This window comes from Pseudomonas umsongensis, from assembly GCF_012647205.1.
Lineage (GTDB): Bacteria > Pseudomonadota > Gammaproteobacteria > Pseudomonadales > Pseudomonadaceae > Aquipseudomonas > Aquipseudomonas umsongensis.
Genome location: NZ_CP051487.1, coordinates 4719909 through 4738081 on the forward strand (window position 1 = coordinate 4719909; position 18173 = coordinate 4738081).

The following is an 18173-nucleotide window of genomic DNA, read 5'->3' on the forward strand; positions in this document are numbered from 1 at the left end:
TGCGGCCGTTCAGCCGCGCTTTGGGTACAGCTTCGGTTCACCGGGCGGACGGCTCTTGAAGCGGCGATGGGCCCAGAGGTATTGCTCTGGGCAATCACGCAAGACGCCTTCGATCCACTGGTTGATGCGCAGGCAGTCGGCTTCCTCGGTTTCGCCTGGGAAGCCTTCGAGCGGCGCGTGGATCACCAGGCGATACCCACTCCCGTCCGCCAGGCGTTCCTGGGTGAACGGCACCACCAACGCCTTGCCCAACCGCGCGAACTTGCTGGTGGCGGTGACGGTGGCGGCCTGGATGCCGAACAACGGCACGAAAATGCTTTGCTTGGCGCCATAGTCCTGGTCCGGCGCATACCAGATCGCACGGCCGGCGCGTAGCAACTTGAGCATGCCGCGCACGTCCTCACGCTCCACCGCCAGCGAATCCAGGTTGTGCCGCTCGCGACCGCGACGCTGCACATAGTCGAATAGCGGGTTCTTGTGCTCGCGGTACATACCGTCGATGGTGTGTTGCTGGCCGAGCAGCGCCGCACCGATTTCCAGCGTGGTGAAGTGGACGGCCATCAGGATCACGCCCTTGCCCTCACGCTGGGCATTCTTCAGGTGCTCCAGGCCTTCGACATGGGCCAGTTTCGCCAACCGCTCGCGTGACCACCACCAGCTCATCGCCATTTCAAAGAAGGCGATACCGGTGGACGCAAAATTTTCCTTGAGCAGACGCTTGCGCTCTGCCGCGGATTTTTCCGGGAAGCACAGTTCGAGATTGCGCTTGGCAATGCGCCGCCGGTCGGCCGCTACCCGATACATCAAGGCACCCAGGACCCGACCGATCCACAGCAATGCAGGGTACGGCAGCTGGACAATCAGCCATAACAGCCCCAGGCCGCACCAGAGCGGCCAGAAACGCGGCATCAGAAAAGTTGTTCGAAAACGCGGGCGATCCATTAAAGGTTCCGAAAAGACGTTGGCCGCGCATTCTACATCGTTCGACCCGGCTTGCGGCTCGCGGGCGTTCTCGTTATAAGTCTGGGCACTTTTAGTGACAAGTCGTTGTATGCCGACCATGAGCCAAACCGAACCGCTTGACCAAGATCCCGTGTTCCAGTTGAAGGGCAGCATGCTTGCCATAACGGTGCTGGAACTGGCCCGAAATGACCTTGAAGGCCTCGATCGGCAGCTGGCCGCCAAAGTCGCTCAGGCGCCGAACTTCTTCAGTAATGCACCGCTGGTCCTGGCTTTGGACAAACTCCCGGCCAACGGTGGTGCCGTGGATCTGCCCGGCCTGATGCGCATCTGCCGTCAGCATGGCCTGCGTACCCTGGCCATCCGCGCCAGCCGCATCGAAGACATCGCGGCCGCCATCGCCGTCGACCTGCCAGTGTTGCCGCCATCCGGGGCCCGTGAACGGGCGCTGGACCTGAACGAAGGCGTCGTTGCGAAAAAACCGGAAAAACCAGCGGAACCGACCATCAAGCCGACGAAAATCATCACTTCGCCAGTGCGCGGTGGCCAGCAGATCTACGCCCAGGGCAGTGATCTGGTAGTGATCTCCTCGGTCAGCCCGGGGGCGGAACTTCTCGCCGATGGGAACATCCATGTATACGGCCCGATGCGCGGTCGTGTGCTGGCCGGCGTCAAAGGCGACACCAAGGCACGGATTTTCTGCCAGCAAATGAGCGCTGAACTGATCTCTATTGCCGGACATTACAAGGTTTCCGAAGATCTGCGCCGCGACCCGTTGTGGGGCTCGGGCGTGCAGGTCAGCCTGTCTGGCGATGTGTTGAACATCATTCGGCTTTAACGGATACTGCCGCATTTTCCAAGCATCTCTAAAACGTAGCGAAAACGGCTCAAACGAAGTAGGAAACAGGCTACAAACAGTGTTTACCGGGGGTAAATGCCGTCTGCGGCCATATTCCAGCCAAGGCTGTCCAACTGCTGTAGTTTTCAAGAGATGTTTTTCAGGGGCTAAAAGTCCTTTTTCCTTAGGGGTGAAACACCTTGGCCAAGATTCTCGTGGTTACATCCGGCAAGGGTGGTGTGGGTAAGACCACCACCAGCGCCGCTATCGGTACCGGCCTCGCTCTGCGCGGTCACAAAACAGTCATCGTCGACTTCGACGTCGGTTTGCGTAACCTCGACCTGATCATGGGTTGCGAGCGTCGCGTGGTGTATGACTTCGTCAACGTAGTGAACGGCGAAGCCAACCTGCAACAGGCCTTGATCAAAGACAAGCGCCTGGAGAACCTCTACGTACTGGCCGCCAGCCAGACCCGCGACAAAGACGCGCTGACGGTCGAAGGCGTGGAAAAAGTCCTGATGCAACTCAAGGAAGACTTCGAGTTCGTGGTCTGCGACTCCCCGGCGGGTATCGAAAAAGGTGCTCACCTGGCCATGTACTTCGCAGACGAAGCGATCGTGGTGACCAACCCGGAAGTCTCCTCGGTGCGCGACTCCGACCGCATGCTTGGCCTGCTGGCCAGCAAGTCCCGTCGAGCCGAGCGTGGCGAAGACCCGATCAAGGAACACCTGCTGATTACCCGTTACCATCCAGAGCGCGTGAGCAAGGGTGAAATGCTCGGCGTCGAAGACGTCAAGGAGATCCTCTCGGTGGCCCTGCTCGGCGTGATCCCTGAATCCCAGGCGGTGCTCAAGGCATCCAACCAGGGCGTTCCAGTGATTCTCGACGACCAGAGCGATGCAGGCCAGGCCTACAGCGATACCGTGGACCGCCTGTTGGGCAAAACCGTGGAACATCGTTTCCTTGATGTACAGAAGAAGGGATTCTTCGAGCGCCTGTTTGGAGGCAACTAACCAATGAACCTTTTTGACTTCTTTCGTGCCAACAAAAAGCAAAGCACCGCGTCGGTAGCGAAAGAGCGTCTACAGATCATCGTGGCGCACGAACGCGGCCAACGCAGTACCCCGGATTACCTGCCAGCCCTGCAGAAGGAACTGGTCGAGGTGATTCGCAAGTACGTCAATATCGGGTCCGATGACGTGCACGTCGCACTGGAAAGCCAGGGCAGCTGCTCGATTCTGGAACTCAATATCACCCTGCCAGATCGCTGAGTCGATCCGGGTGGAACCACGGCGGTTCAGGCCTGCAGGCCTGAACCGCCGTTGGCGTTTGTAACGAGGCTGTTTGATGCCGCTGTCCAATATTCACATCATCCATGAGGACGCTGCTGTCCTGGTGGTCAACAAACCCACCCTGTTGCTCTCCGTGCCCGGTCGGGCCGACGACAATAAGGACTGCCTGATTACCCGCCTGCAGGAAAACGGCTACCCGGAAGCGCGAATCGTCCATCGACTGGACTGGGAAACCTCCGGCATCATCCTGCTGGCCCGGGATCCCGATACGCACCGTGAACTGTCTCGGCAATTTCACGACCGCGAAACGGAAAAGGCCTACACCGCATTGTGCTGGGGCCAGCCGGAGCTCGACAGTGGCAGCATCGACTTGCCGCTGCGCTACGACCCGCCGACCAAGCCACGTCACGTGGTGGACCATGAATTCGGCAAACACGCCCTGACCTTCTGGCGCGTGCTGGAACGCTGCGGTGATTGGTGTCGCGTCGAACTCACGCCGATCACCGGACGCTCGCACCAATTGCGCGTGCACATGCTGTCGATCGGTCATCCATTGCTGGGCGACGGACTCTACGCCCATGAGCAAGCCCTGGCCGCCTGGCCACGCCTGTGCCTGCATGCAAGCATGCTTAGCTTCACCCACCCACAAAGCGGCGAGCGACTGCGCTTTGAGTGCCCTGCACCTTTTTGAGTGGCTGACCACTGAAAGCGCATTGAAAACGCCCTTGCAATGAAGGGCGCTTTTCATTTGTCGTTACAACATTTGCTGACAACAGCGCGCCTGCATTGCCCCAGGCCAATACGGTAAACTCGCGCTTCTGTTGCCTGGAGCTACTTATGCGCGAAGCGCTGCCCCCCCTGGAAAAAACACCGCACCAGTTGCTCTACCTCATCTATGGCAACCAGGATGTCTACCGGCGCGAAGCCAAATTCAGCATGCTCACCGCCCTGTCGCAACTCAAACGGGGCGAGTCATTGTGCATCAGGGTCATGACCGATCGCCCGGAAGATTATGCTGGCTGGCCGGTGGACACGATCGCCCTGAACGAGCAGACCATGACCCAGTGGCAGGGCGAAAACGGCTATCACCATCGACGCAAGGCCTGCGCCATTGCCCAAGGGCTGAAGCTTGCGCAAAAGACGCTGTTCGTCGACACCGATACACTGTTCCTGGAATCGCCGCATCGCGTCTTCGACCGCATCGCGCCCGGGCGTTATGTCATGGACCGTTTCGAGTACGACTGGAGCTACGTCTGCGAACGCCCGGACTACGTCAAGCTCGGCCGCTACCTGCAAACCCATGGCATCTCGGCCAACAACAGTTTCAAGCTGTATAACAGCGGGCTGTGCGGTGTCACCGACGGTGATACGCGGTTGCTCGATGAATCAATCCGCCTGATCGATGAATGGACCCGAGACTCATTCGATATCCACACCATCGAGCAAATCGCCCTGTCGTTCGCGATGCGCAACCAACCCGTTCAGGAAGCAAAGAAGTTCGTCTATCACTACTTCGCGGAAAAACGCTTCTTCCATGCCATGCAGAAGCATTTTTTCTCCCGCCATGGCGAGCAGTTCCGTGCCGAGCTGCCAGCGCTGTGCACAGAAGTCCCGCGCTGCAAGCCCGTGCCCTCACCCTGGCAGCGCTTGCGCATCAAGTGGAAGCTGCGCAACAAGCGCAAGAGCGTGAAAAAGGTCGGTCGTGACCTGCTCTATGGAAGCGCGGCGCCCGAACATCCTTACTACGAAGTGTGCCGCCATGAATGGTGGGAGTCCGCCTCCCGCGAAATCCTGCGCTGGGATGAAGACAAACAGAAAAGGTTTTTCGGCACGGACAAGGGTCGCTGGCCAAAACATCTGCCGCGGCCAGCCAAGTCCAGCGACGAACAAACCATCATTGCCTACCTGCGCGAGCGAATGACCCATTGAGCGCCCGGCCAGGCCCGGTGCTGCAAGCTCTTGTCCAACGCACCGGGCCAATACGTTAAACTGGCGTCATTGCTGTCTGGAGCTACTTATGCGCGAAGAGTTGAACCAAGGCCTGATCGATTTCCTCAAGGCCTCCCCTACCCCGTTTCATGCCACCGCCAGCCTTGTTCAGCGTCTGGAAGCGGCGGGCTTCCAACGCCTGGACGAACGCGAGCCATGGAACACCGAAGTCAATGGTCGCTACTACGTCACCCGTAACGACTCCTCGATCGTCGCGATCAAGATGGGCCGGCACTCGCCACTGCACGGCGGCATTCGCCTGGTCGGTGCCCACACCGACAGCCCGTGCCTGCGGGTCAAGCCTCAGCCGGAACTGCAACGCCAGGGTTTCTGGCAATTGGGCGTCGAAGTCTATGGAGGCGCCCTGCTGGCTCCCTGGTTCGACCGCGACCTGTCCCTGGCCGGCCGCGTCACCTTCCGTCGTGATGGAAAGGTCGAAAGCCAGCTGATCGACTTCAAGGCGCCGATCGCGATCATCCCCAACCTGGCCATTCACCTCAATCGTGAAGCCAACATGGGCTGGGCGATCAACGCCCAGACCGAACTGCCCCCGGTACTTGCGCAATTCGCCGGGGACGAGCGCGTGGATTTCCGCGCCGTGCTCACCGACCAACTGGCCCGCGAACACGGCCTGAACGCCGATGTCGTGCTGGATTACGAATTGAGCTTCTACGACACCCAAAGCGCGGCCGTCATTGGCCTGCATGGTGATTTCATCGCCGGCGCGCGCCTGGACAACCTGCTGTCATGCTATGCCGGCCTGCAAGCGCTGCTGACCACGGACACCGACGAAACGTGCGTCCTGGTCTGCAATGACCACGAGGAAGTCGGATCCTGCTCGGCCTGTGGCGCCGACGGTCCGATGCTGGAGCAGACATTGCGCCGCCTGCTGCCAGAAGGCGATGAATTCGTACGCACCATTCAGAAATCACTGCTGGTCTCGGCCGACAACGCCCACGGCGTGCACCCCAACTACGCCGACAAGCACGATGCCAATCACGGCCCGAAACTCAACGCCGGCCCTGTGATCAAGGTCAACAGCAACCAGCGCTACGCCACCAACAGCGAAACCGCCGGGTTCTTCCGTCACCTGTGCATGGCCGAAGAAGTGCCGGTGCAGAGCTTCGTGGTGCGCAGCGACATGGGTTGCGGCTCGACCATCGGCCCAATCACCGCCAGCCACCTTGGGGTGCGTACCGTGGACATCGGCCTGCCGACCTTCGCCATGCATTCGATCCGCGAACTGTGCGGAAGCCATGACCTGGCGCACCTGGTAAAGGTGCTCAGTGCGTTCTACGCCTGCCGCGAATTGCCGTAACCGCGCATGAATCTGCATCTTTATCTGTAGGAGCGAGCATGCTCGCGATGGAGGCACAAGCACCGCGAGGTGTCAGACGGCCAGCGATTTCGTTGGCGTCCATCGCGAGCATGCTCGCTCCTACAGACAGCAGCCTGCAAAATGCCACCTAGACTTTAACCACTCCTTTGACAAGGCAGTCGCCATGATCACGATGTCCTCATTTCACGCCATGCTCATCCCCATTCTTATCGGGATGATCATGTTGGCAGTCGGTTTCAATTTTCGCGACAAGAACGCCGGCGTGCTCGCCATGTGGCTCGGCATGCTGCTGATCCTGGCCACGGTGATCTTCAAGATCCTCGCCAAACTCAACGAATAAAATCCCCACCCCGCTCGCATTGGTTTTGACGGGCTCGTACACTCGGTCGATCTGCCCATTTCGAGGTTGACCGCCTAGTGTTCGCTCGCCTGTTCGCCCTGCCATGTCTTTTCCTTATCTGCCTGATGACCCTGATGGCGTCAGCGCCAGCCCAGGCCGTCGGGTTGCCGGGCCTGCTTGGCAGCCCGGCAAAAACCCAACCCGAGGCGCAGGAACCCCTTGGGCAATCCCTCGACGAAGTCATCAAGTCGCTGGAGAACGATCAGCAGCGCAGCAAGCTGCTGGCTGATCTGAAGAAGCTGCGCGACGCCACAAAAAAAGCCCAACCGGTGGCCGAGGAAGGCGTGCTGGGGCTGATTGGCGGGACCCTGGCCAGTTTCGAAAAGCAATTTTCCGGCGCCGACAGCCCAATCACTCGCTGGTCCGCCGAATTCGACCTGGCCAAGGATGAATTGGCGGCACTGGTGCTGCCGGCCAGCGAGTGGCCGCCGATCATCTTCGCCTTTGCCATGATCCTGATGGTCTGGAGCCTGCTGGGGGCGGTGCTGATCTGGGTCAGCCATCGGGTACGGATGCGCTTCGGCCTGACCGAGGAATTGCCGCAACACCCCCGGGCCGTGGATATGCTGCGCTTTGCCCTGCGCAAGCTGGGGCCGTGGTTGATTGCCTTGGTCATCACCGTCTACATGAGTTACGCCCTGCCATCGTCACTCGGTAAAAGCCTCGCCATGGTGCTGGCCTATGCACTGGTGGTCGGCACCTGTTTCTCAGCAATCTGCGTGATTGCCTTTTCCCTGCTCGACGGCCCACACCGTCACCGGGCCCTGTACATCCTGCGGCACCAGGCCTTCCGACCGCTATGGTTGATCGGCAGTTTCGCCGCTTTTGGTGAGGCCTTGAGCGACCCACGCCTGGTTGAAAGCCTTGGCGTACACCTGGCGCACACGGCGGCGACGGTGGCCAATGTGTTGGCGGCGTTGTCCACGGGGCTGTTCATCCTGCGTTTCCGGCGCCCGATTGCCCACTTGATCCGCAATCAGCCACTGTCCCGGCGCCTGACCCGCCGCGCCCTCAGCGACACCATCGAAATTCTCGGCACCTTCTGGTTTGTACCGGCACTGGTGCTGGTGGGGATCTCGCTGTTCGCCACCTTCGTCTCGGCAGGCGACACCAGCACCGCGCTGCGCCAGTCGCTGATCTGCACCGTGTTGCTGGTGTTGTGCATGGTCATCAATGGCCTGGTGCGCCGCCACGCCCTCAAACCGCAACGCGGCGCAAAGCGTCACGCGCTGTATTCGGAACGCCTGAAAAACTTCTTCTATACCCTGGCCCATCTAGTGGTATGGCTGGCATTCATCGAACTGGGCCTGCGGGTGTGGGGCATGTCACTGATCGGCTTCACCGAAGGTGAAGGACATGAGGTCAGCGTCAAGCTGTTCAGCCTTATTGGCACACTGATCTTTGCCTGGCTGATCTGGATCCTCAGCGACACCGCCGTGCATCACGCCCTCACCCGCTCTCGCAAGGGCCTGGCCAACGCCCGCGCACAGACCATGATGCCGTTGATCCGCAACGTGCTGTTCGTGGCGATTTTCATCATCGCGCTGATCGTCGCCCTGGCGAACATGGGCATGAACGTTACGCCACTGCTGGCCGGTGCCGGCGTGATCGGCCTGGCCATCGGTTTTGGCGCCCAATCGCTGGTCGCCGACCTGATCACCGGCCTGTTCATCATCATCGAAGACTCCCTGGCCATCGACGACTACGTGGACGTCGGCGGCCACCTCGGCACCGTCGAGGGCCTGACCATTCGCACCGTGCGCCTGCGGGACATCGACGGCATCGTCCACACCATTCCGTTCAGCGAAATCAAGAGCATCAAGAATTACTCCCGGGAATTTGGCTACGCGATATTCCGGGTCGCGGTGCCTGCCAGCATGGACATCGACAATGCGATCAAGCTAATGCGCGACGTCGGCCAGAAAATGCGCACCGACCCGCTGCAACGACGCAATATCTGGTCGCCCCTGGAGTTTCAGGGCGTGGAGAGCTTCGAGTCTGGCAACGCGATTCTGCGGGCTCGATTCAAGACCGCTCCGATCAAGCAATGGGAAGTTTCACGGGCATTCAACCTGTCGCTCAAACGGCATCTGGATGAAGCCGGACTGGATCTGGCGACACCGCGCATGAGCATTCAGGTGGTGACGGCGGGCGGCGGGCCAACTGCCGAATAACCCCATAATGTAGGAGCAGCCAGTCGACGCTCGAATGCTCGCGATGGAGGATCAGGCAGCGCGGGGTGTCAGACAGCCAGCGTTTTCGTTAACGTCCATCGCGAGCATTCGAGCGTCGACCGGCTGCTCCTACAACAACAAATCACAGGCATAAAAAATCCCCAAACCAGTCGGGGATTTTTTATGTTCGATCAATCAGCCCGTGGGCGGATCAATCTTCGCGGTAGCGACGCAGCTTCAACTGCTTACCGGCAACGCGAGTGTCCTTCAGCTTGCTCAGCAACTTCTCAAGACCGTCTTCCGGCAGTTCGACGAGGCTGAAGCTGTCACGCACCTGGATGCGACCGATGGCTTCACGCGCCAGACCACCTTCGTTGAGGATCGCGCCCAGCAGGTTCTTGGCAGCGATACCATCACGCGCACCCAGCGCGGTACGGCAACGAGCACGGCCTTCGGCCAGAGGGATCGGTGCGCGACGCTCGCGGTCACCACGCTCAGGACGATCACCGGAACGCTCTGGACGATCGCCACGCGGTGCGTTGTTCGGCACCAGTGGACGCTCTTTCTCGATAGCGGCCAGGTTCAGCGCTTGACCGTTGGTTGCCTTGCGCAGCAGGGCTGCGGCCAGGGCACGCGGGCTGCAACCGATGTCGGCGGTCAGGCGATCGAGCAGATCACCGTGGGTCGATTCGGCTTCAGCCACCAGCGGCGACAGGCTGTTGGTCAGTTTCTTGATGCGCGCATCCAGAACGGCTTGAGCGTCCGGCAGGCGAACTTCAGCAACCTTCTGACCGGTTACACGCTCGATCACTTGCAGCATGCGGCGCTCACGTGGAGTCACCAGCAGCAATGCACGACCTTCGCGACCGGCACGGCCGGTACGACCGATACGGTGAACGTAGGATTCCGGATCGTACGGCATGTCGACGTTGAACACGTGAGTGATGCGCGGAACGTCCAGGCCACGAGCGGCAACGTCGGTCGCCACAACGATGTCCAGACGGCCATCCTTGAGGGAGTCGATCACGCGCTCACGCTGGTTCTGGGCAATGTCACCGTTCAGCGCAGCGGCTTTGTAGCCTTTGGCTTCCAGGGCGCTGGCCAGGTCCAGGGTCGCTTGCTTGGTGCGCACGAACATGATCAGGGCGTCGAAGTCTTCCACTTCCAGCAAGCTGAGAACGGCGGAAGTCTTCTGGTCAGCGTGAACCAGCAGGTGAGCCTGCTCGATCGCGGTAACGGTCTGGGTCTTGCTCTGGATCTTGACGTGCTTCGGATCGCGCAGGTGGCGCTCAGCGATGGCACGAATCGATTGAGGCAAGGTGGCCGAGAACAGTACGGTCTGACGGGTTTCCGGCATGGCCTTGAAGATGACTTCCAGGTCGTCCATGAAGCCCAGCTTGAGCATTTCGTCTGCTTCGTCGAGAACCAGGTGGTTCACGGTCGCCAGAACTTTTTCGTCGCGACGCAGGTGGTCGCACAGACGGCCCGGAGTGGCGACAACGATCTGTGCGCCATTACGGATTGCTTTCAATTGTGGGCCCATCGGCGCGCCGCCGTAGACAGCCACAACAGTTACGCCCGGCATTTGCTTGGCGTAGGTTTCGAAAGCGGTTGCAACTTGTAGCGCCAACTCACGAGTTGGGGCCAGGATCAGAGCTTGCGGCTCGCGCTTGGACGGATCAATGCGGTGCAGGATAGGCAGGGCAAAGGCAGCGGTTTTACCGGTACCGGTTTGCGCCTGGCCAATCATATCGTGACCGGCGAGAATGATCGGGATCGACTGCTGCTGAATGGCCGAAGGCTCTTCATAGCCGGTAGCGACTACTGCAGCGACAATATTAGGGTGAAGTTCAAGAGCGGCGAAGCCGCCGATTTCCTGGGTCATGGGTCTGCCTCTAAGTGCATCCGCAAAGACCCATGCTCCAAAGCTGCGCATGCCGTGTTGAGACTCAAGAGTCGCCCTGGCAGCTTTGTCGGCGGGGATTTGCGAAAACGAATGAATGAAAGAATCGTTTAGGAAGAGTTCGCTGGGCGAACGTGCAACCGAATCTGACTTCGGGGAATTGCGCCACCTAAACGCGGCCCGGCTAAAGGCCGGCGCGCACTATACCGGAATTTGCCGAAAAAGGGAGCTTTTTTTATCGCAAAACTCCCGCGCACGGCGTTCTATCGCAGGCTTTGCGGATAATCGCTCGAACGTCTACTTTTCAAAGGCCCTGCCCTGCGGGCGATGACGCTAAAACGGTTCACCCACCCGCCACAGACCTTGAGTCTGCGCGCCCTCAGCCGCTCGAGGAAATGCACCATGAAAGAGCTCAATACCAGCCGTGTGAGTCGGGAAAAGCGTGGTCATGTCCTGTTGATCGGACTGGACCGGGTGGCCAAGCGCAACGCCTTTGATATCGACCTGCTCAACGAGTTGAGCCTGGCCTACGGTGAATTCGAAGCTGACAGCGAAGCACGGGTGGCCGTGGTCTTCGGGCATGGCGATCATTTTACCGCCGGCCTGGACCTGGTCAGCGCCAGCGCGGCACTGACCGAAGGCTGGCAAGCCCCACCCGGTGGCTGCGACCCCTGGGGGGTCTTCGCCGGGCCCAGGGTCAGCAAACCGGTGATCGTCGCCGCCCAGGGCTACTGCCTGACCATCGGCATCGAGTTGATGCTGGCCGCCGATATCAACCTGTGCGCCAGCAACACCCGCTTTGCGCAAATGGAGGTGCAACGCGGCATCTTCCCCTTCGGTGGTGCCACCTTGCGCCTGCATCAGGTGGCCGGCTGGGGCAATGCCATGCGCTGGATGCTGACCGGCGACGAATTCGATGCCCATGATGCCTTGCACCTGGGCCTGGTGCAGGAAGTCATGGCCAGCGAGGATTTGTTGCCGCGGGCTTTTGAACTGGCCGAGCGCATTGCCCGGCAGGCGCCGCTGGGGGTTCAGGCAACATTGATGTCTGCCCGACAGGCCCGCTACGAGGGCGAAACCGCCGCAGCGCAAGGGTTGCCGGCGCTGGTGAAGAAATTACTGGCCAGCGAGGATGCACAGGAGGGTGTGCGGTCACTGGTGGAGCGCCGCCCCGGAATTTTCAAAGGTTGTTGACCCCTGTAGGAGCTACCGCAGGCTGCGATCTTTTGATCTTAAAAAACAAAATCAAGAGATCGCAGCCTGCGGCAGCTCCTACACGGGGATTTGTGTTCTCAGGTCGCCGGGCGAATCGCCTTGATCAGCGACTGCAACGAATACCCCAACCGCGGCGCCAATGCTTCGGCCCGTGCGGTCAGGCTTTCCATGTCCAGCGCCTGATCCAGTTCCGACGGCACGATCAGGATCACGTTGCCCTCCTTCACCGGCAGCTCCCAGTAATGCCGATGGTAGAGCCCGCGCAGCAACGCGGCGCCCAGTGGCTTGCCATCGTCGGTGGCCCATTGGTTGATCACCAGCCAGCCTCCCGGATTCAGGCGCTTCTGACAGTTCTCCAGGAAGGTCCAGGCCAGATGCCCGACACCCGGGCCGACGTCGGTGTAGAGATCGACAAAAATCAGGTCCGCAGGCTCGGCGGTGTCGAGCAGCTCAAGCGCATCGCCCACGCGGATATACAGGCGCGGGTCGTCGTCCAGCCCCAGGTACTCGATGGCCAGGCGCGGCACATCCGGGCGCAGTTCGATGGCTTCGACATCCTCCAGGGGCAGGAACTTGAGGCAGGCCTGGGTCAGCGTTCCGGCGCCAAGCCCCAGGAACAGCGCGCTTTCCGGCTGCTCATGGCACAGCGCACCGATCAGCATCGCCCGGGTATAGTCGTACTCGAGCCAGCTCGGATCGGCCGTGAACACGCAACTTTGTTCGATGGCATCACCGAATTCGAGGAAGCGGTAATCGGCCACTTCCAGCACGCGAATCACGCCATATTCGTCCTGCACCTCGGCGAGCAGATGCTCGACGCGCTCCTCAGTCATTTCGTCTCCTGATCGTTGCCGGGCCTTCTTGGGCAAACAGCAACGCGATAAACCGCAGCGGAAGCGGCAAAGGCGCGATTGTCCGCGAATCGACGGGAACAGGTCACGCACTAATTGCTGATAACATGGTCGTCCGAGCGGAAAACACTAGAGATCATGATGAGCCAACCCTGGAGCCCTGACAGCTGGCGCGCCCTGCCGATCCAGCAACAACCCCAATACCCCGACGCGGCGCATCTGCAGCACGTCGAGCAGACCCTGGCCAGCTACCCGCCGCTGGTGTTTGCCGGGGAAGCCCGGGAATTGCGCCGTCAGTTCGCCGAAGTGACCCAGGGACGAGCGTTTTTGCTGCAGGGCGGCGATTGCGCCGAAAGTTTCGCCGAGTTTTCCGCTGCGAAAATCCGCGACACCTTCAAGGTGCTGCTGCAAATGGCCATTGTCATGACTTTCGCGGCCGGCTGCCCGGTGGTCAAGGTCGGGCGCATGGCCGGGCAGTTCGCCAAGCCTCGTTCGGCTAACGACGAGACCATCGACGGCGTGACATTGCCCGCCTACCGTGGCGATATCGTCAACGGCATCGGTTTCGATGAAAAAAGCCGCGTGCCGGACCCGGAACGCCTGCTGCAGTCGTACCACCAGTCCACCGCCACCCTCAACCTGCTGCGTGCCTTCGCCCAGGGCGGGTTTGCCGACCTGCACCAGGTACACAAGTGGAACCTGGACTTCATCGCCAACTCGGCCCTCGCGGAAAAATACAGCCACCTCGCCGACCGCATCGATGAAACACTGGCGTTCATGCGCGCCTGTGGCATGGACAGCTCGCCGCAACTGCGCGAAACAAGTTTTTTCACCGCTCACGAAGCGCTGCTGCTCAATTACGAGGAAGCCTTTGTCCGTCGCGACAGCCTGACCAACGACTATTACGACTGTTCGGCCCACATGCTATGGATCGGCGATCGCACCCGCCAACTCGATGGCGCGCATGTCGAATTCCTGCGCGGGGTGAATAATCCGATCGGGGTCAAGGTCGGCCCGAGCATGAATCCCGAGGAGCTGATTCGCCTGATCGACGTGCTCAACCCCGACAACGATCCGGGGCGCCTGAACCTGATCGCCCGCATGGGCGCGAACAAGGTTGGCGATCATTTGCCGCAACTGATCCGCGCCGTGCAGCAAGAAGGCCGGCAGGTGCTCTGGAGTTCCGATCCGATGCACGGCAACACGATCAAGGCCAGTAGTGGCTACAAGACTCGCGACTTTGCGCAGATCCTTGGCGAGGTGAAGCAGTTCTTCCAGGTTCACGAAGCCGAGGGCAGTTACGCCGGTGGCATCCACATCGAAATGACCGGTCAGAATGTCACCGAGTGCATCGGTGGAGCGCGGCCGATCACCGAGGACGGTTTGTCGGATCGCTACCATACGCATTGCGACCCGCGGATGAATGCCGATCAGTCGCTGGAATTGGCGTTTTTGATTGCTGAGACATTGAAGCAGGTTCGGCGTTAAACAGCGCTGAATTCTTCGCGAGCAGGCTCGCTCCCACAGTGGACCGCGTCCTACAGGGCAACTCGGTTTACTGTGGGAGCGAGCCTGCTCGCGAAGGGGTCGGCTCAGGCACCATCAATACTGGCCAATGCCACCCGCAATCTTGCCGCACTCGCCCGCGGGCAATTCAACTGGACCTGCGCCAGTCCCAGCCAATCCGCCATCCGCCGCAAATTCACCGCCAACGCCAACATCCCCTCGTCATCCAGCCCCGACGCTTCCTCATGTACCGCATGCACCGCCAACCGCCCGGCCGCCCTCTCGGCACGCAGGTCAACCCGCGCGGCAATCCGTTCATTGTGCAAAAACGGCAGGACGTAATAGCCATAGACCCGCTTGTCCGGCGGCGTGTAGATCTCCAGCCGATAGCGAAAATCAAAAAGCCGCTCGGTACGGCTGCGCTCCCAGATCAGTGAGTCGAACGGTGAAAGCAAGGCGCTGGCCTCGACCTTGCGCCGCACCTTCGGCTCAGGCAGGCAATAGGCAGGTTGCCGCCAGCCCTCGACTTCGCAGCGGAGCAACTCGCCTGCCTCGACCAACTCCGCCAGGCGCGGACGACTGTCCCCAGGACCCAAGCGAAAATAGTCTCTCAGATCTTTCTCGGTGCCGACGCCCAAGGCCGACGCAGCATGCCGTATCAGCCCGCGCTGGGCCTCAGCCTCGCTCAGCAGCGGCTGGGCCAGTATTGCAGAAGGAATAACCCGCTCCGGCAGGTCGTAGAGGCGTTCGAAGCCGCGCCTGCCTGCCACTGTCACTTCACCGGCGGCGAACAGCCATTCCAGTGCATGCTTTTCCGCACTCCAGTCCCACCAGGGCCCTGCCCGTTCCTGGCGAGTCGACAGGCTGCCAGCGCCCAACGCGCCCTGCTCCTGAACACAGGCCAGCACCCGGCGAACCGTGTCCTGCTGCTCACGACCGAAACGCGCCAGTTGCTGATAAATATCTTCGCCACGGCTTGCACGCTGCATGCGCCAGCGCATCAATGGGTACATCGACAAGGGCAGCAAGGACGCTTCATGCCCCCAGTATTCGAACAAGGTACGCTGTCGTCCCTGGCTCCAGGCGGCTTGATCTAGCAGGTCGGCGCGATACTGGCCAAGCCGGGAAAACAGCGGCAGGTAGTGCGAACGCACCAGCGCATTGACCGAGTCGATCTGCAAAATGCCCAGGCGCTCGATCAATCGATTGATCCTGGCAGGCTTGACCGGAACAGGGGGCTGGCGCCCGACAAAACCTTGTGCGGTCAGCGCCAGGCGTCTGGCTTGCTTCAAGGAAAAAGACAGGGATGCAGGCATCTGGCGGCTCTTCGGCAAGGGTCTTCCCACCTTAGCGGCAGGCGGGAAAAACGCCACTACCAACGCCTCATCGCTTGAGAGGATCATTCCAGAATGGCCGGGCAGACTCCCTGCGGACATCGGCTCGACTCAAGCCAATATCACGCAGGCAGTCGTCGCTCAGTCGCGCCAACTCGGTTCGATCCCTGTTCAGTTTGCGCCAGCGCTGCACTTGCGTGACCACCGCCCAAACGGGCTGTCGGAGCCTGCGCAGCGCATCGCGCACGCCATGCCTCGCACGCCTTCGTTCAATGTCTTGTCGATCCATGACACCACTCCTCAATGTTGGGGAGGGGATCTTCGGCCAGCGCAGAACCAGGCTCCAGCAAAGCTCTATGACCATCTGTTTCGGACTCGCGCCTACCCCATCAGCCCGGGGTTTGGCCGGGATAATGGGGTAGTGACAGGACATTTCCATGGGTCGTCGAGCCTATTTTCCATTGCTCATCGGGTCTTGCCAGAAGTGCAGTTCAGCTTCGTGGGCGACGTCGGCACGACTCAAGCCGATGTCCTTCAACGCCTCATCACTCATGCTCGCCAGCATTTCGCGCTCACGGTGCAGTTCGTACCAGCGACTGAACTTGTGCAACAGGTCGGATATCAGGTGAACCGAATGTTTTTCAGTGCCGTGAATTTCATGATGACCTTTCATCTTGTTGCCCTCCGTTTGGATGGCTCAAGTCTCTGCCCAGGTCTAAGATCAATCCAACGAATGTTTCTGATGGTAACCATCTCGGAGATTGATGAATGTCCGCCTACCCGAGTATTGATACCGAAGTGCTGCGCACCTTTGTCGCCATCGCTGACCAGGGGGGGTTCACCCGTGCCGGTGAATTGGTCAACCGTACCCAGTCAGCCGTCAGCATGCAGATGAAGCGGCTGGAAGAAGATGTGCTGCAGCGCCAATTGTTCCAGCGCGACGGACGCCAGGTGCGGCTCACGGCCGAAGGCCAGGTACTGCTGGGTTATGCGCGGCGTATCCTCAAGCTGCACAGCGAAGTATTCAACACGCTGCGCGAGCCACACATGGTCGGTACGGTTCGCATTGGCACCCCGGACGACTACGTGATGCGATTTCTGCCGGGGATCCTGCGTCAGTTTGCCCAATCCTATCCGCTGATCCAGATCGAAGTGCATTGTGAATCATCAAAACAACTGCTGATGCGCCAGGATCTCGACCTGTCCATCGTCACCCGTGAACCGGGCAGCGAAATCGGCCAGTTGTTGCGCAAGGAGCGTTTGGTCTGGGCCGAGGCGCAATGCTACAGCGCCCACGAGCAGACGCCGTTGCGCCTGGCGATGTTCAACACTGATTGCTTCTGCCGGATGTGGGCCTGTAACGCCCTTGATGCCCAAGGGCGCGATTATCGCGTGGCGTATAACAGCGACAGTCTGTCGGCGATCATGGCGGTCGTCAGCGCTGGCCTGGCTGTCACCGCGCAGCTTGAAAGCCTGATCACCGCGGACATGCGCATCCTGGGTGAAGCCGAGGACCTGCCAGTGCTACCCGAGGCCAGCATCATGCTGGTGCGCAACCTGCATAATCCGTCACCGATCACCGAGTGCCTGGCAGAGCATATCGTCGAAGGCTTCAAGCTTTAAACACAAGCATGACCGCACAGCACAGCAGGAAGCCGCAAAACAAGGCGCGCAACAGGCGCTCCGGCAGGCTGTGGGCGATCTTCACGCCCCAACTGATACTCATCAGCCCGCCGATCGCCAGTGGCACACCGATCATCCAGTTCACCTGGTGATGGACGCCATAGGTGACCAGCGTCACACCGGTGCTCGGCAGTGCCAGTGCCAGGGACAACCCTTGGGCAACCACCTGTGTAGTGCCGAACACGCTGGTCAACACCGGTGTGGCCACCACCGCCCCGCCCACGCCAAACAGCCCGCCCATGGTGCCGGATGCGGCACCGAGCACGCCGAGCCATGGCCAGGAATGGTTCATCTGCGTTGAAGGCGCTGCACTGGTGAAGAACATCCGCACCAGGTTGTAGGCGCACAACGCGATCAGGAACGCGACAAAACCGATGCGCATGCTTTGTGCATCGATACCCACCGCCCAGATCGATCCAAGCCAGGCGAAGCAAAAGCCCATCGAGGCCAGCGGCAGCGCGTAGCGCAACTCGATCTTGTTGCGCTGGTGGTAGCGCCACAGCGCCAGCATCACGTTCGGCACCACCATCACCAACGCCGTACCTTGGGCAATCTGCTGATCGAGACCGAATAACACGCCCAGCATAGGAATGGCGATCAATCCCCCGCCGATGCCAAAGAGGCCGCCGAGTGTTCCCAAGGCGGCGCCGAAAACCAGGTACAGCACAAACTCAATCACTGTGTATCTC

General features: G+C 60.4%; 18 protein-coding genes. 11 read left to right on the top strand and 7 right to left on the bottom strand.

The annotated features are described in order from the left end of the window. Nucleotides 1–9: 9 nt before the first annotated feature. Entirely contained in the window at nucleotides 10–942 is a 933-nt protein-coding gene (locus HGP31_RS21265; protein WP_020800412.1) for a lipid A biosynthesis lauroyl acyltransferase, read from the bottom strand. Between the two features lie 118 nt (nucleotides 943–1060). Here HGP31_RS21265 and minC point away from each other — a divergent pair, with 118 nt between their 5' ends. The 8 genes from minC (at nucleotide 1061) to HGP31_RS21305 (ending at nucleotide 8992) form a co-directional block, all read left to right on the top strand. After that, entirely contained in the window at nucleotides 1061–1798 is a 738-nt protein-coding gene (gene minC / locus HGP31_RS21270) for a septum site-determining protein MinC (protein WP_033044636.1), read from the top strand. Nucleotides 1799–1998: 200 nt separating this feature from the next. Then, nucleotides 1999–2811: a septum site-determining protein MinD gene (minD, locus tag HGP31_RS21275; RefSeq protein WP_008056976.1), complete on the top strand. Its 813-nt coding sequence runs from the start codon at nucleotides 1999–2001 to the stop codon at nucleotides 2809–2811. 3 nt (nucleotides 2812–2814) lie between these two features. Continuing rightward, nucleotides 2815–3069: a cell division topological specificity factor MinE gene (gene minE, locus HGP31_RS21280; RefSeq protein WP_007974947.1), complete on the top strand. Its 255-nt coding sequence runs from the start codon at nucleotides 2815–2817 to the stop codon at nucleotides 3067–3069. 76 nt (nucleotides 3070–3145) lie between these two features. Continuing rightward, nucleotides 3146–3781 carry an RluA family pseudouridine synthase gene (locus HGP31_RS21285; protein ID WP_020800410.1) on the top strand — a complete coding sequence of 212 codons (636 nt, stop codon included), beginning with the start codon at nucleotides 3146–3148 and terminating at the stop codon, nucleotides 3779–3781. A gap of 146 nt (nucleotides 3782–3927) precedes the next feature. After that, nucleotides 3928–5019, top strand: coding sequence for a hypothetical protein (locus HGP31_RS21290; protein ID WP_168758602.1), 1092 nt, complete (start codon nucleotides 3928–3930; stop codon nucleotides 5017–5019). 88 nt (nucleotides 5020–5107) lie between these two features. Further along, a complete protein-coding gene (locus tag HGP31_RS21295) occupies nucleotides 5108–6397 on the top strand; it encodes a M18 family aminopeptidase (RefSeq protein ID WP_020800408.1) in 1290 nt (429 codons plus the stop codon). A gap of 184 nt (nucleotides 6398–6581) precedes the next feature. Continuing rightward, a complete protein-coding gene (locus HGP31_RS21300; protein WP_008056983.1) occupies nucleotides 6582–6758 on the top strand; it encodes a hypothetical protein in 177 nt (58 codons plus the stop codon). A gap of 77 nt (nucleotides 6759–6835) precedes the next feature. Beyond that, entirely contained in the window at nucleotides 6836–8992 is a 2157-nt protein-coding gene (locus HGP31_RS21305; RefSeq protein ID WP_168758604.1) for a mechanosensitive ion channel family protein, read from the top strand. Nucleotides 8993–9203: 211 nt separating this feature from the next. Here HGP31_RS21305 and HGP31_RS21310 read toward each other — a convergent pair whose 3' ends face one another. Then, nucleotides 9204–10877 carry a DEAD/DEAH box helicase gene (locus HGP31_RS21310; protein ID WP_020800404.1) on the bottom strand — a complete coding sequence of 558 codons (1674 nt, stop codon included), beginning with the start codon at nucleotides 10875–10877 and terminating at the stop codon, nucleotides 9204–9206. Between the two features lie 420 nt (nucleotides 10878–11297). Here HGP31_RS21310 and HGP31_RS21315 point away from each other — a divergent pair, with 420 nt between their 5' ends. After that, nucleotides 11298–12089 carry a crotonase/enoyl-CoA hydratase family protein gene (locus tag HGP31_RS21315; protein ID WP_168758606.1) on the top strand — a complete coding sequence of 264 codons (792 nt, stop codon included), beginning with the start codon at nucleotides 11298–11300 and terminating at the stop codon, nucleotides 12087–12089. A 98-nt stretch (nucleotides 12090–12187) separates the two neighbouring features. On the opposite strand, the gene HGP31_RS21320 is transcribed toward HGP31_RS21315, so the two are convergent. Further along, nucleotides 12188–12943, bottom strand: coding sequence for a spermidine synthase (locus HGP31_RS21320; protein WP_020800402.1), 756 nt, complete (start codon nucleotides 12941–12943; stop codon nucleotides 12188–12190). A gap of 159 nt (nucleotides 12944–13102) precedes the next feature. Here HGP31_RS21320 and HGP31_RS21325 point away from each other — a divergent pair, with 159 nt between their 5' ends. Then, nucleotides 13103–14449: a class II 3-deoxy-7-phosphoheptulonate synthase gene (locus HGP31_RS21325; protein WP_033041859.1), complete on the top strand. Its 1347-nt coding sequence runs from the start codon at nucleotides 13103–13105 to the stop codon at nucleotides 14447–14449. A 104-nt stretch (nucleotides 14450–14553) separates the two neighbouring features. On the opposite strand, the gene HGP31_RS21330 is transcribed toward HGP31_RS21325, so the two are convergent. From HGP31_RS21330 to HGP31_RS21340, 3 genes are all read right to left on the bottom strand, one after another. Then, nucleotides 14554–15783, bottom strand: a complete 1230-nt coding sequence (locus HGP31_RS21330) for a winged helix-turn-helix domain-containing protein (protein ID WP_151142857.1) — start codon at nucleotides 15781–15783, stop codon at nucleotides 14554–14556. A gap of 67 nt (nucleotides 15784–15850) precedes the next feature. Further along, nucleotides 15851–16240, bottom strand: a complete 390-nt coding sequence (locus HGP31_RS30820) for a DUF1127 domain-containing protein (protein ID WP_338106359.1) — start codon at nucleotides 16238–16240, stop codon at nucleotides 15851–15853. A gap of 12 nt (nucleotides 16241–16252) precedes the next feature. Beyond that, nucleotides 16253–16474 (bottom strand): DUF1127 domain-containing protein, encoded by a 222-nt coding sequence (locus tag HGP31_RS21340; RefSeq protein WP_020800398.1) that lies wholly within the window; start codon nucleotides 16472–16474, stop codon nucleotides 16253–16255. Nucleotides 16475–16569: 95 nt separating this feature from the next. On the opposite strand from HGP31_RS21340, the gene HGP31_RS21345 reads away from it, so the two are divergent. Then, nucleotides 16570–17424, top strand: a complete 855-nt coding sequence (locus HGP31_RS21345; protein ID WP_020800397.1) for a LysR substrate-binding domain-containing protein — start codon at nucleotides 16570–16572, stop codon at nucleotides 17422–17424. Here the strand turns inward: HGP31_RS21345 and HGP31_RS21350 are convergent. Beyond that, on the bottom strand, nucleotides 17414–18163 hold the full coding sequence (locus HGP31_RS21350; RefSeq protein ID WP_020800396.1) for a sulfite exporter TauE/SafE family protein: 750 nt from the start codon (nucleotides 18161–18163) through the stop codon (nucleotides 17414–17416). The two genes, HGP31_RS21345 and HGP31_RS21350, sit on opposite strands and share 11 nt — an antisense overlap. Between the last annotated feature and the right edge of the window lie 10 nt (nucleotides 18164–18173).

Excerpts from the sequence above, each read along its gene's own strand:
- HGP31_RS21265 (WP_020800412.1), bottom strand. The coding sequence starts at position 942 with ATGGATCGCCCGCGTTTTCGAACAACTTTTCTGATGCCGCGTTTCTGG.
- minC (WP_033044636.1), top strand. The coding sequence starts at position 1,061 with ATGAGCCAAACCGAACCGCTTGACCAAGATCCCGTGTTCCAGTTGAAG.
- minE (WP_007974947.1), top strand. The coding sequence starts at position 2,815 with ATGAACCTTTTTGACTTCTTTCGTGCCAACAAAAAGCAAAGCACCGCG.
- HGP31_RS21285 (WP_020800410.1), top strand. The coding sequence starts at position 3,146 with ATGCCGCTGTCCAATATTCACATCATCCATGAGGACGCTGCTGTCCTG.
- HGP31_RS21290 (WP_168758602.1), top strand. The coding sequence starts at position 3,928 with ATGCGCGAAGCGCTGCCCCCCCTGGAAAAAACACCGCACCAGTTGCTC.
- HGP31_RS21295 (WP_020800408.1), top strand. The coding sequence starts at position 5,108 with ATGCGCGAAGAGTTGAACCAAGGCCTGATCGATTTCCTCAAGGCCTCC.
- HGP31_RS21300 (WP_008056983.1), top strand. The coding sequence starts at position 6,582 with ATGATCACGATGTCCTCATTTCACGCCATGCTCATCCCCATTCTTATC.
- HGP31_RS21310 (WP_020800404.1), bottom strand. The coding sequence starts at position 10,877 with ATGACCCAGGAAATCGGCGGCTTCGCCGCTCTTGAACTTCACCCTAAT.
- HGP31_RS21315 (WP_168758606.1), top strand. The coding sequence starts at position 11,298 with ATGAAAGAGCTCAATACCAGCCGTGTGAGTCGGGAAAAGCGTGGTCAT.
- HGP31_RS21320 (WP_020800402.1), bottom strand. The coding sequence starts at position 12,943 with ATGACTGAGGAGCGCGTCGAGCATCTGCTCGCCGAGGTGCAGGACGAA.
- HGP31_RS21325 (WP_033041859.1), top strand. The coding sequence starts at position 13,103 with ATGAGCCAACCCTGGAGCCCTGACAGCTGGCGCGCCCTGCCGATCCAG.
- HGP31_RS21330 (WP_151142857.1), bottom strand. The coding sequence starts at position 15,783 with ATGCCTGCATCCCTGTCTTTTTCCTTGAAGCAAGCCAGACGCCTGGCG.
- HGP31_RS30820 (WP_338106359.1), bottom strand. The coding sequence starts at position 16,240 with ATGGAAATGTCCTGTCACTACCCCATTATCCCGGCCAAACCCCGGGCT.
- HGP31_RS21340 (WP_020800398.1), bottom strand. The coding sequence starts at position 16,474 with ATGAAAGGTCATCATGAAATTCACGGCACTGAAAAACATTCGGTTCAC.
- HGP31_RS21345 (WP_020800397.1), top strand. The coding sequence starts at position 16,570 with ATGTCCGCCTACCCGAGTATTGATACCGAAGTGCTGCGCACCTTTGTC.